Genomic DNA, 17216 nt, shown 5'->3' on the forward strand with positions numbered 1-17216 from the left:
GTTATCACAGGACTTAAGCCTGTCAAATTTTGTGTGAACACTTGTTCAAATTCAACTAAATTCAGGACTTTGATCTGGCTAGCCATTGCCTATTCACTAGACCAAAGTCTGAATACGCATCCCTAAGTCATGGATTTTTCATCGTTTAAAAGAATTCTTTGCGAGTTTTGCCCGAAGGTCCGATAATTTAAAAAGTTGTATGCGTATTAGAGATAAAAAGAAAGTGGCCCTAGTTTTAAGCGGAGGAGGCATTAAAGCCGCCGCCTTCCACATTGGGGTTTGCTTGGCCCTTCAAGAAAAGGGATTCAAATTTGCCGGCGGAACCAAAGAGATGGTGCGTCAGAACTTCGGGGATAACGACCCGATGACGATCCGTCTTTATGTCGGTTCCAGTGCGGGGGCTTTCGTAGCTTCAGTCTTGGCGGCTGGCTATCCAGTGGAGTCTCTGATCAATGCATTCCAAGTCGGTTCCGGATCTGAGCCCACTTTTGAAAAATCAGATCTTCGCTATCTAAAACCGATTTCCTATCGCAGCCTGTTCAACCTGAATTCGGGAAGTCTTTTGAAGTTCATCCCACGTTCGTTGATGGAAAAAGCCCTGGTGACCGGAGGCTTTGAATCACTTTTGAAAAACGGCCTGAAACTGAACGGCCTGTTTTCGACCAAAGGCATCGAAAACTATCTTCGCAAAGAAGTCCTGGTCGATAATGACTTTGCCCGTTTGGGAGTTGAGCTCTTTATCATCGGAACTCAACTGAACCACACCCGCAAGGCCATCTTCGGGAACTTCCCGGAATCTTTTAAAACCGAGACCACCAAGTACATTAACTACGCCACGATCAGTGACGCGGTGGCTTGCTCCACGGCTTTGCCTCCGGTGTTTGCCCCTTACGGAATCAAGCGCCCCGACGGAAAAGAGATCCACTATTATGACGGTGAGATCCGTGACACTCTGTCCACCCATGTGGCTGCAGACTATGGAGCTGATTTAGTCATTTCCTCTTACTCCATTCAGCCCTATCACTACACCAAAGAGATGGGCTCTTTGCACGACTACGGCATCCCCCTGATCGCCAATCAGGCCTTGTATCAGGTGGTCCAACAAAAGATTGCACGCCACATTCAGTACAAAAACGACATCCGCGGAATCTACAATGCTGTGGATGGTTACTTCAAACAACAGAACTTGCCACCCGAGCACAGGGACAAAATCCTTGAAATCATTCGCAATCGTGTGAACTATCGCCCGGAAGTAGATTACATCTACGTGGCTCCACGCCCGCAGAACTATGAGATGTTCTTTGTGGATCACTTCAGCTTGAATCCGGATATCTTGGCGCGCATTGTGCGCATCGGTTTCAAATCCGGAATCAATGCCCTTCGCCAGTACGATTTCAAATAGCTACCCGCTTTTTTCGATGGCTCTTTTCCACTGGGTCAGCAGATCCCGAACTGAGGTCTTTGGCTGGGTGCCGGCATAGGCCTTGTGATCAATGAACTGGCCAATATCCTGAAGAACCTCCCGCTGAGGTGGGCTTTTTACCGCCAGTCTCTGCAGATACTGTAGTGGGGTTTCGCCGGTTTCCTGGAACAGACTTCTTTTTTCAGCCCACTTCTGCACCTCCAGAAGTAAAACTCGCTCCTCGCTCACCAAGTCTTTTGTCCTGAAAAGACTACGGAAAAGCAAAACTCCAAGAACTCCGACGAACAACAGCCCCAGGATCAGCTGTGCCTTCATATCCGCCAGGGACTGCCAAAAGCTCTGTTGAGAACTTCTGTCGAAGTCCACCAAGAAGTAAGTCCACCGATAATTCAGATCGTCCATTAAAAACTCCGCGCGATCCCACAGGGTGATACCCGCATCTTTGGACGGCCTCCACTGTACATTGCGTGCAAAGACTTTCTGATCCTCTTCAGACAAACTGAAGAAGTCTTCCGCTCCGATCACCAAACGCAACGGAGCCACCCAGCTCGTCGGGTCCACCCGCTGCCAACTTCCCTGATGGAATATTTCAACCCAGGCGTGAGCATCTCTTTGAGTCACCCGCCAAAAATCACCCACAGGATTGTAACGTCCACCTTGATAACCAACGACCACCCGAGAGGCGATCCCCAAAGACCTCGCCAATGTGGCGTAAGCTCCGGCAAAGTGTTCACAGAAACCGCGTTTTCGATAAAACAAGAACGCTTCCAAATCATTCGGCCCACCATACACGCCCGGACTCAGACTGTAGGTAAAATCATTCTTAGCAAAAAGGTCCTGCAAAGCCTGAAGACGGCCTTCAATTTCCGGGGACCTTTTCTTGGTCTGCTCCACCCACTCCAACACCTGTCCACGCAGGGGCGGAGCTTGTAAATACTCGTCATCATCAGGAACCAAAGTGTCTTTGCTGCCCTCGCTCCAGGTGCCGCGATAAACGGTGGTGGTCATAATCGGTCGTGTGCTGCGATAAACGCCGCCGTTCAAAGCAGTTGTGCGACCCTGCTCCAACTGCACATCGCGGGTTCCATCCAAAACAAAAAGATATGTGTTAGAATGGGGCTCCAGTGCAATCTCATAGTAGCTTTCCTGGGCATCCTCTTTTTTATTCTCCGGCGAACGCAGTCCCAGAGCCCCCGGTCGCCAACTTAAGCCGCGAGAAAGTGGTAAAACCGAACCTCTCCAATAAAGATTCTCGCCGCTCTTTATTCCCGTGTCTGAAAGCTTGGCTCTAAAGACCATTGTGGAAACACCGGCAAGTTCGGCTACATTTCCGGGGTTTAGTTCCTCACTAAACCCAATTTGTCCTGTGTTGCTTCCGCGCGACATCGCCCACGGAAGTACCACGCGGGGAAAAGCAAAGAACAGAATCACCGCCCCCGGAACCGATAGGGCAAAAACCTTCAAAAGAACTTTTCCTTTATGTGGAAGTTCCTGCGGAAGAAGGGAGTACCACAACCCTGCAAAGGCCAGCGCCGAGGGAACAATCCAGTAGATGTCCAAACTGAAAAGAGCTTTTACAGATACAAGAACAAAACCCAAAAGAACCAGGAAGCGGTGGTCGCGTTCATTGCGATAGTCCATCACGCGCAAACCTGAAAGTCCCAACAAGAAAGTATAAGAAGGCTCTTGTCCAATAAAAGTACGGAACTGCAAAAGAATCTGCACAAGCAAAGCGATACTTAAAAAGCCCGTTACTTTCTTGGACAGTGGCTTCCAGTCCAGGTTCTCCACACCCCACTTCCAGATCAAAAGACCGGCCGAAAAAAGGGCAATCCACGGCGACACTTCCATACCGACCATCACCATGGCGGTCACAAAAGAAAAAGCCAGGGCTTTCTGGGAGAAGAATCTTCTTTCGCTCATGTCAAACTCCCAACCCGAAGAAGAGCCAGGGCTTTCAGACATTCATTGCGATGGGAGACCCCCGAGTTTTTTCCCAGCTCTTGTGACCCTAGTTTCAACGAGTAAGCATAGCCCCGTTTTGCTGCCTGATCGATCCACAGACATAGCTGTGAAATCCGGCTTTCATCATCTTCCAGATGCGCCGTTTGATCCCAGGAAAAGTGCAACGCTGGTTTTTCCGGTTCTTCATAGTTTTTTACCAGCAACTCCTGACGACGAGCACTGGCACGCCAGTCAATACGACTTAAAGGATCGGCACTTTGAAAGGCTCTGTGATCCCGGAACAATCCAGCCAGCCGCACCCCTTCACCGGACACGGAGTCCACAGGAAATTCCACATCTCCTTTTCGTTGTGGAAAGACCAAGATCTTTTCTTCAAAAAACGCATACTTCCACGCCCGCAAAAGTCCAAACGGATACGCACTTTGCAGAGTGACCCTGGGCAAACTGACATAGCCCCGGTGGGTCGGTTTAAATTTCAGCGAAAGACTTTCATAAGACTTCGGCGCCAACGATACTTTCGTTGTGACTTCTTGGCTTCGGGCAAAGACAGCTTCGACTTCCCAGGCTGTTATGTCCGAGCTGTTTTCAAGATCAAGGCGCACAAGTCCTTCTTCCCCGGCAAAAAGCTCGGGGCTTTCCATTCCTTCGACACGCACAACATCCATGTTCTTGTTCGTTAAGAGCATTCCTGTTACAGCAACAGAGATCAGGAAGAACACAAAGATATAAATCAGGTTGTTCGCATAACCCACAGCCAGAAAGAACAAGATCAGCGCCATCGCCCCAAAGGCGACACCAAAACGCGAAGGCATGATGTATGTTCTGTTTTTCCTTTTAGACAGGAACAGCAGTGGCCTTTTGAAGGTTGACTGCCCACTCACGACCTCGTTTGATGCCATGGTTGCCTCCCAGTCTGTGTCCTAGCACGGGTACTAGAACCTGTTGCACATCATCGGGACGAACATAGTCTCGGCCCTCTAAAAAGGCCCACGCTTTTGCTGCGCGAACCAGGGCCAGACCCGCCCGCGTGGACAACGGAGCCCCTTCAAAACCAGCTCGACGTGACCTTTCCAGAATATCCGCAATGTAAGTCGCCACCACTGGAGCCACTTTCACGACCTGCACCTGGTGCAGGGCCTGTTCAATCTCCCCTTCAATAAAAAGAGATTGGATCTTGCTTAACATTCCCCGAGGATCTTCTCCTTGCAACAGACGCACTTCAGTTTCTTTTGAGGCATGATGCAATTGCAAGCTCATCAGGAAACGATCCAACTGACTTTCTGGAAGTGGGAATGTTCCCGTCTGTTGATGAGGATTCTGGGTGGCAATAACATAGAATGGTTTTGGCAAAGGCCAGTTAGTTCCATCTACAGAGACTTCACCTTCCTCCATAGCCTGTAACAGCGCACTTTGTGTGCGAGGGCTGGCGCGATTCAGTTCATCGGCCATCACCATTTGTGAAAACAATGGACCCGGGTGAAAGACAAATTTTTGCTCTTGAGGATGAAACACCTGTCCACCGATCACATCAGCCGGAAGCAGATCAATTGTGAATTGAATGCGACGGGTTTTTAACCCCGTCAACTTTCCAAGAACTTGCACCAAAGTGGTTTTACCAACGCCTGGCAGGTCCTCAATCAGCAGATGTCCACCTGCCAACAGACAGGTCATCGCCAGACGAATTTCCACGTTTTTATCCAGAACAACTTTGGACGCTTCAGAGATAAGTTCATGAAACTTTTTATTCATAGGTGGATAGAATAAAGGCAAAAAAAAGCCCCGGCATCACCGGGGCTTAGAATGAAGTTTCTTTCAGGTCAAAAGTCCTACAAAAGGCTTTTTTCTACGGCAGAGAAGATGGGACCAGATACAAAGCCCATCAAGATAATGGCAACAGCCATAACCACTGCAGTCACGGTTGTGGCATTCAAAGAATGACCCGCGATCTCGGCTTCACCCTCTTTCATGTACATCACAACAATCGGGCGCAGGTAGTAGTAAACACCGATGACAGAGTTCAATACACCCCATACCGCCAACCACAACAAACCTTCACCAATAGCTGCGTTGAACAGATAGAATTTACCAAAGAAGCCCAGTGTTGGTGGAATACCTGCCAAAGACAGCAGGAACACCGTCAGGCACAGAGCCAGCATCGGTCTTTGTTTCGCAAAACCAGCAAGGTCATCCACGTTTACGATGTGGTTTTCAGACTTTTCAATCATGCTCGCAATAGCGAAAGCTCCCAACGTCATCAGACCGTAAGCTAGCAGATAGAAGATCACACCAGAGGCCCCAAACGCACCATTGTCACTGACGCCCGCCGTGATAACACCCACCAGAAGATAACCAGAGTGTGCCACAGAGGAGTAAGCAATCATACGTTTGAAGTTGTTCTGAAGAATCGCCGCCGTATTCCCCACGATCATCGTGATAACTGCCAGCCATTGAAGGATGTCAAACAACTGATCTGAACCCGTCAAAGACTTCGTCGCAATGATTCTCAAGAAAGCCGCGAAGGACACCGTCTTCACCGCAGTCGCCATGAAAGCCGTGTGCGGAGTCGGAGCACCTTGGTAAACGTCCGGAGTCCAAGCGTGGAATGGAGCAATCGAAACCTTGAAGCAGAAGCCCAGGATCACGAAAGTCACACCAAACAGGAATAGACGGCTTGTTTGAACAAGCTCAGCTGCATTTTCCATGAAGCTCAGGATGTTTGTACCACCCGTGGAGCCGAAGATGAAGGCCACACCGTACAGGAACAAAGCCGAAGCAAAAGAACCCAGGATGAAGTATTTCAGTGCTGCTTCCTTGGAAAGCTTTTCTTCGTGGCTCATTGCGATCATCAGGTACAAGGCCAAAGACATCATTTCCAGACCGATGAAGACCATCAGTAGGTCGACAGCAGAAACCAGGATCAGCATCCCAATCGCGGAACTCATCGCCAGGAAGATCAGTTCAGAGAACTGCTTTCCTTTTGTCGCCGGATTTTCATACATCATCACCATGGCGGCACCCGCGCCTGCCAAAGAGATAATACCCATCCACTGAGTCACACCATCAAAGATCAGACCGTTGTTGAAGGCCGTTTTATCAGCGCCGCCAAAAACGACCAGAAGAACCACGGCCACCACAATCCCGATCAACGCCTGAGATAGCGTGATCAATGAATGTTGTTCGCGGTTTCCACGAAGAACCTTCGTGGTGATTGGCAACAAACTTGCCAAGAACAAAGCGATCATCGGAGAGATCAGAAGAATGTCGCTAAGACCGATATTGATATTCATTAGTTTTCTCCTTGCGCGTGACTCACTTCAACGGCGCCGGGCTGAACAATCGTCAGATTATAGTTACTTCTGTTGTTCACAAGGTAGTCGATGCTGGCTTTGGAATAGTTCAGGAAATGATTCGGGAACAGACCCATCCAGAACACCATGATTACCATTGGAACCAAAACTGCGATTTCACGGGCATTCAGGTCATGCAGAGGATGGTGTTCATCCTTAACAAGCTCCCCTTGTTCACCGAAGAAGACGCGTTTAAACATCCACAACATGTAAACCGCCCCAAGAACCACACCGGATATCGCGAAGTAAGCAAACACCGGATGCGCCTGATAAGTTCCAAGAAGGATGAAGAATTCACCCACGAAGCCATTCGTCATTGGAACCGCGATGGAAGAAAGCGTGATGATAAAGAAGAAGATCGTGAAGATCGGCAATACGCCGGCCAAACCGCCGTACTTTGAGATTTCACGAGAATGCGTTCTTTCGTAGATCATACCAATCAGGATGAACAGCGCACCGGTGGAAATACCGTGATTCAGCATCTGATACAGACCGCCACCCATGCCGTAGGCGTTAAATGTGAACAGACCCAGCAGGATATAACCCATGTGGGATACTGAGGAATAAGCGACCAGCTTTTTCACGTCCGGCTGAACCATCGCCACCAAAGCACCGTAAATGATGCCCACAGTACCGATCAACATGAACAACCAAGCCCAGTATTCAGAAGCCTCGGGGAACAAAGGAATCACCCAGCGCATGAAACCGTAAGTACCCATTTTCAGCATCACACCCGCCAGGATCACAGACCCTGGGGTCGGAGCTTCAACGTGGGCATCAGGCAACCAAGTGTGAACCGGGAACGCCGGAACCTTGATTGCAAAGGCCAGAGCAAAGGCGAAGAACAAAAGCGTCTGCAGACTGAAGAAAGTCCCGCCTACAAACGGGATTTGAAGCTTGTAGAAGTCCAGAAGGCTTGCGCTCATCTGGCCGGTCGCTTCCTGAGTCAGATACATCATATAGATGATCGCCACCAGCATCAGAACAGAGCCTGCCATCGTATAGATGAAGAACTTTACTGTTGCATAGATACGACGAGCGCCACCCCAGATACCGACCATGAAGTACATCGGAACCAGAGAAAGCTCCCAGAACACATAGAAGAAGACCGCATCCATCGCCAGGAACGTGCCCAGCATGGCTGTTTGCAGGATGAACAAACAAACGTGGAAGCCTTTTACGCGTTCTGTGATGGATGTCCAGCTAGCCAGAATGATGATCGGGGTCAGGAACGTGGTCAGAAGAACCAGCCACAACGAAATCCCGTCAATCCCCATGAAGTATTGAATACCGAAGCGTTCAATCCACATGAACTTTTCCACCAACTGCAGGCCTGTCGCCGAAGCGTCGAAGTGCTTGAAGATGGAAAGGCTGACCAGGAACTCAATCAAAGAAAAGCCCAAAGCCAAGTGGCGAATGGTATTCGCCTTTGGCCAGATCGCGATCAGAAGTGCGAATAAAAGAGGTAGGAAAACAATGCTACTTAGGATCATACATTACCTCATGATCACAAATGAAAGGGCTACAACCACGCCGATGCCAATGTACATCGCGTACTGCTGCATATTTCCAGTTTGAACAGAGCGTGCAAAGGATCCCATGCCACGCACAAGATCGCCTGCCCAGAAGGTCATTTTATCGATGAAGTTTACATCGATATAATACCAAGTGTTCTTACTGAGGTTTACCAAAGGATTAATGATTCCGCCGAAGTACGCCTCGTCCACAAAGTATTTGTTATTCACAAGGTTATACACAGGCTTGATGCTTTCAGCGATCTTCTTCGGAGTCTCTGGAGACTTCACGTAGAACTGATAAGCCACGATGGCAGAAACTGTCGCAAGGCCCACTGAACAGCCCATCAAGATCCATTCAGTCGTTGCATCAAATGCAGTCCAACCAGGGATCGGAGAAATCATTGGGTGCAACCAGTGCTCCCAGAAGTTTGGCATGTGACCCAAGTGCTCACCGATAACATGCGGAACCCCGATCCAGCCGGCAAATACAGAAAGGATCGACAGGATGATCAAAGGAATTGTCATGATCGCGGAAGACTCATGCGGGTGAACGTCAGGGGAAACACGGCTCTTACCCCAGAATGTCAAAGCCATCAAACGAGTCATATAGAATGCCGTCAAAGTGGCACCCACAACACCCGCCGCCCAAAGGATTGGAGAACCCATTGGAGAATGGAATGCATAAGCCAGGATCTCATCTTTAGAGAAGAAACCAGAGAACAGTGGAGTTCCGATGATTGCCAGCCAACCCATCACAAATGTGATGTGCGTGATTGGCATGTACTTTTTCAGGCCGCCCATTTTTCTGATGTCTTGTTCTTCATGCATTCCGTGAATCACAGAACCAGAACCCAGGAACATCAAAGCTTTAAAGAAGGCGTGAGTCATCAAGTGGAACATCGCTGCCCCGAAGGCCCCCACACCCACTGCCAGGAACATATAACCCAGCTGGGATACGGTCGAATAAGCCAAAACCTTCTTGATATCATTTTGTGTGATACCGATAGTCGCCGCAAACACAGCCGTCGCCGCACCGATGATCGCAATAACCATCATCGTGTTCGGAGCCATGATGAAGAGCGGATTCAGACGAACAATCATGTATACGCCGGCAGTCACCATCGTCGCCGCGTGGATCAACGCAGAAACCGGTGTTGGACCGGCCATCGCGTCTGGAAGCCAAACGTACAATGGAATCTGTGCAGATTTACCGGTCGCACCGATGAACAGGAACAAAGTCCCCAAAGTCACGGCCCCCAACCAAGAGGACTCAACCACTGTCGGAGCCAAGGCATTCAGTTCAGAGAAATTCAATGTTCCGAAAGTAATGAACAGAACGAACATACCCAACAAGAACGCCGCATCCCCGATACGATTGGTGATGAAGGCCTTCATACCGGCAGCTGCCTTTTCCTTGTCCGTGAACCAGAAACCGATCAACAGATAAGAGCAAAGACCGACACCTTCCCAACCAACGAACATCACCAGCAAGCTGTCGCCCAGGACAAGCAACAACATGTTGAAGATGAACAGATTCAGGTAAGCGAAGTACTTCGCCACACCCTTATCGTGGTGCATGTAGCCGATAGAGAACAGGTGGATCAAAGTACCAACACCCGTGATCACAAGGATCATGATGGCGCTGATTTGATCGACTACAAAGCCAGCGTTGACCTTGAATTTATCAATCGCCATCCATTCAAAGAAGCTCACCGCAATACGACGGGCTTCAGCCGGCATGGAGACGAGGTCTACAACCAAAAGAATCGCAGAAATAAAGGAGATCGCCACCGCTACTGTTGCGATGGAACCAGCCACATTTCCGGAGTGTTTTTTATATCTGGCACCGTTGATCAGGAAACCAACGAAAGGAGCCAGAATCAGGATTGCCATTAATAGAGAATGATTCACAGCTTATCCCCTATCCTTTCAAGTGCTCAAAGAAGCGAATGTTCACTTCGTTGAATCGTTTAAAGATGGATACTGCCAGCGCCAGACCCACCGCTGCCTCGGCAGCAGCAATCGTCATAACAAAGAAGACCATGATATGACCATCCAGAATGCCCAGGTATTTACTAAAGGCAATGAACGTCAGATTCACAGAGTTCAGCATCAATTCAATAGACATCAAAAGTACGATTACGTTACGGCGCAGAAGAACCCCTGCCATACCGATAACGAACAACATAGCTGCCAGAACCAAATAGTGTGTCAGGCCGATATTAGTAATGAACTCAGTGTTCATGTGTTCCACCTTTACTGCGTGCCAATGCAACTGCACCAACTGCGATTACCAAAAGAAGCACACCCAAAGCCTCGAAACCGAAGATGTATTTGGTGAACAGGATGTTACCCAATGCCTTGGTTGTTTCCATGCCTGTGCCGACCATCACTGGATTGTCGGTGGTCTTTTCACCCATCAAGCTGACGGACATGGCAATAGCACCCACAACCAGACCCGCCAACAAGCCCACGGAAGCGATTTTAACCGCCCCAGTGAATTTGCCTTTGGTGAAGGCCTGTACGTCTTTTTTCAAGTCAAAGAGCATGATCACCATCGTGAACAGAACCATGACCGCACCGGCGTAAACGATCAACTGAACACCCGCAATAAAGAAGGCATTCAAGGTCACAAACAAGGCAGAGATACCCACCATTGTCATCGCCAGGCACAAAGCGGAATAGATCGGATTGGACATCAAAATGACACTAAGGCCAGAGGCCAGAGTGACAAACGCTAAGAACCAGAAAAGAAATGCATCTGCTGTCATTTTAACTCCTTACAAAGATGCGATGAAGATCACAAAGGCTGTGAGAATGGTGTTTGCCAAAGCCCAAGGAAGCATCGTCTTCCAGCCCAGATCCATCAACTGATCGTAACGGAAACGAGGCAAAGTCCAGCGAACCCAGATGAAGACCCACATGAAGAATGCAAATTTCACGTTGAACACCAGGAAGTGAATCAGCGCCACCAAAGCACTTGCCTTGCCTGCTGTTGATGTAACACCTGCGGCCCACTCATTCAGTTCTGCAACAGAAACAAATGGGATTGTGTAACCACCAAAGAAGAACAAAACCATCAGACCGGAAGCGATCATCATGTGGCCGTATTCACCGATGAAGAACATGTTGAACTTGAAACCGCCGTACTCTGTATGGAAACCACCGACCAGCTCGGATTCACCTTCGGCCAAGTCGAATGGCAGACGGTTGGATTCTGCGAACGCCGCAGAGAAGAACAAAATCGCCCCTAGCGGTTGATAGAAGATACCCCAGTTCGGAAGCCAGTTCGCCGCGATCGTGTGACCCAGGAACGTGAAGGTCAAAGGACCTTGCTGAGCCAGTGTCATCTCCGTCAGATTGAACGTGCCGTAAAGCATGATCACGCCGACAATGGAAAGACCCAATGCCAGCTCGTAAGAGATCGTTTGAGCGGAAGCACGAAGCGCACCCATCAGGGTGTACTTATTTCCAGAACCCCAACCAGCCATCAACAATGTGTAAGCAGCCAAGGAGCTGACACCCAGGATGAAGACGATACCCACGCCAATTTCGTAGCCCTGAACCAGGAAAGTGTAAGGACCCCATGTGGAGCCAAACATTTCAAAGGTCCCAACCTGAATTGGAGAAGACATTGGAATTGCCGAGAAAGCCACCGCACCCGGAATCAAAGCAAACACCGGCGCTGCATAGTACAGGAAGGTTTTTGCATTCTGAGGAACGAAGTTTTCTTTGGTCAGGAACTTCACGGCATCAGCCAGAAGCTGCATCAAACCCAATGGACCCACGCGGTTCGGACCCAGACGGTCTTGAATGAAAGCAGAACCACGGCGCTCAAGCCAAACCAGAATCGGCACCAACTGAACCATCATCAGGAAGATGACGACCAACTTCAGGCCATTCACGGTGATTTCGAAAATATCTTTACCCATTCCCATTGATTAGTCCCACTCCAAAGCTTTTGATTTAACTTCCCAGAAGAGCCCGAAGATGAAGATCGCGATGAACACCATCATCGAAATGAAGACGAAGGCGCCCCCACCTGTCGAGATGAATTCACGGAAAGAAATCGCCCAAGGGTACATGAAGATAATCTCGATATCGAAAAGAATGAAAAGAATCGCTGTTAAATAATACTTAACAGAGATCTTTGTTTCTTTCTTTTCGATCCCAGGAATACCGCACTCGTAGGGCTCGTACTTCACGGGGTTATAAACCGGTTTCGTTCCGGTAATGTTGGCTGCAAGCCAAACTAAAAATGCTCCAAACAGAGCAATGAATATGACGATGAATATGACTCCACCGAGTGGCACTAGTCCCTCCAAAGTTGTCGTTATTATTTGGATTTCAATTAGTTATATATGTGTCGTCAGTGAAAACCAAGAAATATGAATGGAAACAAGGCGATAAGCGTGGCAAGATGAGCCCACCAAATGAAAGCGGAAATCACTCACACAAGGCTTGAATCCATCCTGGAAAGGGCCTTCGAAACAACTCGCGGTAAGATTCAAGTGACCGGGGCAGCGTCACCGCTTGCGCTTGCGTACTTCTTGTCACAAACATACTCTAAAAAAATCAACGGCTTGCCGCATCTTGTTGTGGTCGGCAGTCATCGCGATGCTGTGACTTTGCAGCAGCTTCTGGAGTTCTTTGACCCAAGTCGTCAAAGTCATATTCTGCCTGCTTTCGACGTTTCTCCGTATTCGGGTCTTTATCCAAACACACAGGTGGTCGCTGATCGCATTCGCTTTTTGGCGAAAGCTCAATCCGCCAAAGCTGGAGAAATATTCATATCCTCTTCTGACGCGCTGATGCAGAAGACCTTGCCGGTGAAAATCCTGAAGGATCTTTCCCGCACAATCCGGGCTGGCGATGAGCTTCCCGAGAATCTTAACGAATATTTTGGTTCATTGGGGTATGTCGCAGCCCCAATGGTTGAAGACAAAGGTCAATTCGCCGTTCGCGGAGGCATCGTGGATATCTATCCACCCACCGAGCCTCAACCCATCCGCATGGATCTGTTTGGCGATCAGGTTGAAAGCCTTCGTCACTTCGCGATTTCCGATCAGCGTAGTGCTGATGAAATCTCTGCCTTTGTTCTGACTCCGGCCCGCGAGGTGCTTTTCCGCGACGAAACCCATGAACGACTGCTGCAACGGGTGCGCACCTCTATCGACGGCCGCAAGGTGGATAAGGCAGAGTCTGAAGAAACTCTGCGCTCTTTGGTTTTAAAGAATGCCTTTCCGGGAATTGAATTCTTGCTTCCGTACTTTTACGGAGAGCTGGCAACACCCGTGGATCATTTCCCAGGGGCCTTAAACCTGTGGTTCCTGGATCCCGTAGAGATTTCCCGATGTGCCGACGAAAGCTGGGCAGAAATCAAAGCAGACTATGCCACCAGCGAAGGACATGTGATCCGCCCGGCCCTGGAGGATCTGTACACGGTTTTTGAAAATTTGAATTACCCGCTGAACTCTCGGCAGATTTATTTCTCGTCCTTGGAGTATTTTGAAGAGGAAAATTCTGACGATACTCGCGTGGAGTATCGCACGGCCCTGACCCAGGACTTTACCAATCTGGGACTTGCCAATGCCGTTGGCTCTGAACAGTGGCTGCAGGCAGCCACCAACAAACTTCACCGGTGGCGGGATGACGGCTATCGCATCTTTGTCAGCACAAAGAACCAGTCGCACATCGATCGCCTTTCTTTGATCTTTGAAAAACTGGAGCTTAAAGCTGTTCGCACCAATAATGATGAATACCGCTGGGACTCCTGGCTTCAGGAACAGGATCACAATCCGTCCTGGATTCATATTGTGCCGCGCTATCTGGCAGAAAGCCTGCGTCTTGAAGAAGAACGCATCATCTTCCTGCGTGATGAAGACTTCTACGGCAAAAAACAACGCTCTTCCCGCGAAAGTTCAGGCGCAGAGGACTTCCAGAAACAAGCCAAGCGACTGTCTTTTGGTGATCTGAAGCCGGGCGACCTGGTGGTGCATGTCAAACACGGCATTGGCCAATATGAAGGTCTCAAGATCATGAATATCGGCGGCGTCGAATCTGAGTACATTCAGGTCGGCTACAAAGATAAAGACAAGCTGTATCTGCCTGTTTATCGTGTGGGGCAGTTGCAGAAGTTCTCCGGCGCCGGAGCCACCAGTGTTCTGGATAAACTTGGCGGCACGGCCTGGGAAAAAACCAAAGCCAAAGTTAAAGCCCACGTTCGCGACATTGCCTCGGAACTTTTACAGCTCTATGCAAAACGTGCAGAAATGCACAGGCCCCCGTTTGTGATCAATGAAAACGAAGTGGCGATGTTTGATAACGGCTTCCCTTACGAAGAAACAGATGACCAGCTTCGTGCAATTAACGACATTCGTCGCGATTTAAAGTCCACCAAACCGATGGACCGCCTGGTCTGCGGCGACGTGGGCTTTGGTAAAACCGAGGTCGCCATGCGTGCGGCATTCTTTGCCATTCAAGCTCGCAAACAGGTGGCGGTGCTAGCGCCCACAACGGTTTTGACATTCCAGCACTTTGAAACGTTCAAAAAGCGCTTCGAGGGCTGGCCTGTGGATATTCGCGTGCTGAATCGATTCGTTCCACCCGCTGAAGCTAAAAAGACCCTGCAAGATCTGAAGGACGGCAAGGTGGACCTGATCGTGGGCACACACAAGTTGTTAGGTTCGGGCGTTGGATACAAAGATCTGGGGCTTTTAATTATTGATGAAGAACAAAAGTTCGGCGTCACTCACAAGGAAAAGATCAAAAAGATTAAAACCAGCGTCGACACTCTGACTTTGTCAGCCACACCGATCCCAAGAACATTGAACATGGCTCTTGTGGGCATTCGGGATCTCAGCTTGATCAATACGGCCCCCGTGGATCGTCTGCCAACAAGAACCTTCGTGACAAAGTTTGATCCTGAAACCATTCGCAAAGCCATCACTGCAGAAATCTCCCGTGGCGGCCAGGTTTACTTTATTCACAATCGCATCGAGTCCATCTATGGCCTGGTGGACGAACTTCGCCAGATCGTGCCGGAAGCCCGCATTCGCGTGGCTCACGGACAGATGGAGGAACACGAGCTGGAAAAAGCCATGCTGGCTTTCTTCCATCATGAGATCGATGTTCTGGTCTGTACGGCGATTGTGGAATCCGGAATGGACGTGCCTCGCGCTAACACGATGTTCATCGACACGGCCCACTTGTTTGGTCTTTCGCAGCTTTATCAGTTGCGCGGACGTGTCGGTCGCAGCAAGACCCGCGCCTATTGTTATTTGATGATGCCACGGGATCGCAAGCTGGACAAAGAACAGCAAGAGCGCCTGAAAATCATTCAGGAAAACACCGCCCTGGGAAGCGGTATCAAGATCGCACAGTACGATTTGGAACTGCGTGGATCTGGAAACATTCTGGGCGAAGAGCAATCCGGCCACGTCAACTCTGTGGGTTATGAACTTTATATGGATCTTTTGAATGAGGCCCTGGCGGAAGCCAAAGGCGAAACCGTTGAGGACATGGATCTGGATCCAGAGATCAACCTGAAGATTCCAGCACTGATTCCGGATTCTTACATCAAGGACATCCGTATTCGTCTGGGGTACTATAAGGCTTTGGCGGATATTTCTTCCAACGAAGATCTGGATCGTATTGAAGAAGAATTGCGCGATCAGTTTGGACCGATTCCTGATCAAACTGTGAATTTGATGGGCCTGATGCTGATTCGTCGTCAGTGTAAAGAGCTGGGTGTTCGTGATATCAGCGCCGGCTTAAAATCCGTGTCCTTGATCTTTACTGAGAAAACAAAACTCAGCCCGGAGAAAGTCATTCAGCTGGCCGTGCGAGAAAGTAAAAAGTATTCACTGACTCCGGACAACCGCCTGAACATCAAGCTTTCCACGATCACGTGGTCTGCTGTTCATGATGAGCTCGATGCGCTCTTGCGCTTAATTTGATTCAGAACTCAAAACGCAGACCCGCGCCATAAGTAAAGTCCGTTTCAGTATTGGGATCATCCGGCGCTTCTGTTTTCGCATACTGTGTGGCGTACACATCCAGGAAGGTATTCTCCAAGCCCCAGTTAAAGGTCGTCTCTTTCGCCGTCTCGTAATCAATCCAATCAAGCTGGATCAACAGCCCCAGCGAGTAGTTATAGCCCAACTGAGTTGTCGCAGAGAAAGAATCTGTCGCACTTTTTTCGGATATCCCCATCTGCCAGACATTGACCCCGACGTAAGGTACCACATAGGGCTCATTCATAATCATGTCTGCTGTGAATCGGAAGGCCGCCCCGTATTTACTGATCTCAAGACTGCGGGAGTTTTCCGCATCAACCCGGCCCATCCCATAGAAAATTCCAGCAGACAGAGAGCCCAAAGTGAAATTGAATTTATAGTCGATACCAGCTTGAACCAAATTGACTGTGTCTTCACCGAAGACATCCTTGTAAGACATGCCATCCAGGGTCGAGATCAAATTTTTAAAGTTAATAGCCTCATAGTCCATGCCAAAATAGACCCCATGAGTTTCCCGGCGCTCTTTGTAAGGTGCCAGGTTGTCCTGTCGAATTTGCAGCTCCACCAAGGGAAGATCCTGAGGCGGCACCTCGACCATATTCTCCACGGGGATAGTTTCTTCTTGAGGAGCTTCAACGACAGCCGGAGCTTCCTCCTCAATGGGAGCAGCTTCGACAGTGGCTTCTTCACTTTCAACCGCTGCCTCTTCTTCCGCAGCGAAATCCAGTGCATCATCCGCGACGGGCGCTTCTTCGACAATAACATCTTGAGATTCCACGGCCTCGAATTCTTCCTCAAGATCCTGAGCCATGGCAGTAAAACCAACAAAGACTGTTAGCAGAATACATACCTTTGATTTAAGACTTTGGTGCAATTTCATGCTGTCTCTCAAATCTTGCCTACCTTCGTTCAGGCACAGTGATAGTCTGAATATATGAGCAAGTAT

Annotated in this window: 13 protein-coding genes; 2 read left to right on the forward strand and 11 right to left on the reverse strand. The window is 49.3% G+C overall.

Annotated features, from left to right (window positions below; genetic code table 11):
* Positions 1 to 199 precede the first annotated feature (199 nt).
* Positions 200 to 1402, forward strand: coding sequence for a patatin-like phospholipase family protein (locus tag ACZ5ZV_RS20380; protein ID WP_464119099.1), 1203 nt, complete (start codon positions 200 to 202; stop codon positions 1400 to 1402).
* Here ACZ5ZV_RS20380 and ACZ5ZV_RS20385 read toward each other — a convergent pair whose 3' ends face one another.
* From ACZ5ZV_RS20385 to ACZ5ZV_RS20430, 10 genes are all read right to left on the reverse strand, one after another.
* Entirely contained in the window at positions 1403 to 3346 is a 1944-nt protein-coding gene (locus ACZ5ZV_RS20385) for a transglutaminase TgpA family protein (RefSeq protein WP_464119100.1), read from the reverse strand. It abuts the gene before it with no gap.
* Positions 3343 to 4287 carry a DUF58 domain-containing protein gene (locus ACZ5ZV_RS20390; protein ID WP_464119102.1) on the reverse strand — a complete coding sequence of 315 codons (945 nt, stop codon included), beginning with the start codon at positions 4285 to 4287 and terminating at the stop codon, positions 3343 to 3345. The genes ACZ5ZV_RS20385 and ACZ5ZV_RS20390 overlap by 4 nt, the downstream gene beginning before the upstream one ends.
* Positions 4223 to 5137, reverse strand: coding sequence for an AAA family ATPase (locus ACZ5ZV_RS20395; RefSeq protein ID WP_464119104.1), 915 nt, complete (start codon positions 5135 to 5137; stop codon positions 4223 to 4225). The genes ACZ5ZV_RS20390 and ACZ5ZV_RS20395 overlap by 65 nt, the downstream gene beginning before the upstream one ends.
* Before the next feature lie 77 nt (positions 5138 to 5214).
* Positions 5215 to 6675, reverse strand: coding sequence for an NADH-quinone oxidoreductase subunit N (locus ACZ5ZV_RS20400; RefSeq protein ID WP_464119106.1), 1461 nt, complete (start codon positions 6673 to 6675; stop codon positions 5215 to 5217).
* Positions 6675 to 8228, reverse strand: a complete 1554-nt coding sequence (locus tag ACZ5ZV_RS20405) for a complex I subunit 4 family protein (RefSeq protein ID WP_464119108.1) — start codon at positions 8226 to 8228, stop codon at positions 6675 to 6677. Before ACZ5ZV_RS20405 ends, ACZ5ZV_RS20400 begins: the two co-directional genes overlap by 1 nt.
* Before the next feature lie 3 nt (positions 8229 to 8231).
* Entirely contained in the window at positions 8232 to 10145 is a 1914-nt protein-coding gene (gene nuoL, locus ACZ5ZV_RS20410; RefSeq protein ID WP_464121438.1) for an NADH-quinone oxidoreductase subunit L, read from the reverse strand.
* Between the two features lie 28 nt (positions 10146 to 10173).
* A complete protein-coding gene (gene nuoK / locus ACZ5ZV_RS20415; RefSeq protein WP_464119110.1) occupies positions 10174 to 10497 on the reverse strand; it encodes an NADH-quinone oxidoreductase subunit NuoK in 324 nt (107 codons plus the stop codon).
* Positions 10487 to 11023, reverse strand: a complete 537-nt coding sequence (locus ACZ5ZV_RS20420) for an NADH-quinone oxidoreductase subunit J (RefSeq protein ID WP_464119112.1) — start codon at positions 11021 to 11023, stop codon at positions 10487 to 10489. The genes nuoK and ACZ5ZV_RS20420 overlap by 11 nt, the downstream gene beginning before the upstream one ends.
* A 9-nt stretch (positions 11024 to 11032) precedes the next feature.
* A complete protein-coding gene (locus ACZ5ZV_RS20425) occupies positions 11033 to 12190 on the reverse strand; it encodes a complex I subunit 1/NuoH family protein (RefSeq protein WP_464119113.1) in 1158 nt (385 codons plus the stop codon).
* Positions 12191 to 12193: 3 nt separating this feature from the next.
* The gene (locus tag ACZ5ZV_RS20430; RefSeq protein WP_262555174.1) at positions 12194 to 12565 is read right to left on the reverse strand and encodes an NADH-quinone oxidoreductase subunit A; all 372 of its coding nucleotides are present in this window, start codon (positions 12563 to 12565) and stop codon (positions 12194 to 12196) included.
* A 120-nt stretch (positions 12566 to 12685) separates the two neighbouring features.
* Between ACZ5ZV_RS20430 and mfd the strand changes: the two genes are divergently transcribed.
* Complete coding sequence (gene mfd, locus ACZ5ZV_RS20435; protein ID WP_464119115.1) at positions 12686 to 16210, forward strand: transcription-repair coupling factor; 3525 nt, start codon at positions 12686 to 12688, stop codon at positions 16208 to 16210.
* A 1-nt stretch (position 16211) separates the two neighbouring features.
* On the opposite strand, the gene ACZ5ZV_RS20440 is transcribed toward mfd, so the two are convergent.
* On the reverse strand, positions 16212 to 17150 hold the full coding sequence (locus tag ACZ5ZV_RS20440) for a hypothetical protein (RefSeq protein ID WP_464119117.1): 939 nt from the start codon (positions 17148 to 17150) through the stop codon (positions 16212 to 16214).
* Between the last annotated feature and the right edge of the window lie 66 nt (positions 17151 to 17216).

This window comes from Bdellovibrio sp. HAGR004 (assembly GCF_055397015.1).

Bases quoted from the DNA above. Each gene is read 5' to 3' on its own strand.
- nuoK (WP_464119110.1), bottom strand. From the start codon at position 10,497: ATGAACACTGAGTTCATTACTAATATCGGCCTGACACACTATTTGGTT.
- ACZ5ZV_RS20420 (WP_464119112.1), bottom strand. From the start codon at position 11,023: ATGACAGCAGATGCATTTCTTTTCTGGTTCTTAGCGTTTGTCACTCTG.
- ACZ5ZV_RS20440 (WP_464119117.1), bottom strand. From the start codon at position 17,150: ATGAAATTGCACCAAAGTCTTAAATCAAAGGTATGTATTCTGCTAACA.
- ACZ5ZV_RS20390 (WP_464119102.1), bottom strand. From the start codon at position 4,287: ATGGCATCAAACGAGGTCGTGAGTGGGCAGTCAACCTTCAAAAGGCCA.
- ACZ5ZV_RS20400 (WP_464119106.1), bottom strand. From the start codon at position 6,675: ATGAATATCAATATCGGTCTTAGCGACATTCTTCTGATCTCTCCGATG.
- nuoL (WP_464121438.1), bottom strand. From the start codon at position 10,145: ATGGCAATCCTGATTCTGGCTCCTTTCGTTGGTTTCCTGATCAACGGT.
- ACZ5ZV_RS20405 (WP_464119108.1), bottom strand. From the start codon at position 8,228: ATGATCCTAAGTAGCATTGTTTTCCTACCTCTTTTATTCGCACTTCTG.
- ACZ5ZV_RS20425 (WP_464119113.1), bottom strand. From the start codon at position 12,190: ATGGGAATGGGTAAAGATATTTTCGAAATCACCGTGAATGGCCTGAAG.
- ACZ5ZV_RS20395 (WP_464119104.1), bottom strand. From the start codon at position 5,137: ATGAATAAAAAGTTTCATGAACTTATCTCTGAAGCGTCCAAAGTTGTT.
- ACZ5ZV_RS20385 (WP_464119100.1), bottom strand. From the start codon at position 3,346: ATGAGCGAAAGAAGATTCTTCTCCCAGAAAGCCCTGGCTTTTTCTTTT.
- ACZ5ZV_RS20380 (WP_464119099.1), top strand. From the start codon at position 200: ATGCGTATTAGAGATAAAAAGAAAGTGGCCCTAGTTTTAAGCGGAGGA.
- mfd (WP_464119115.1), top strand. From the start codon at position 12,686: ATGAAAGCGGAAATCACTCACACAAGGCTTGAATCCATCCTGGAAAGG.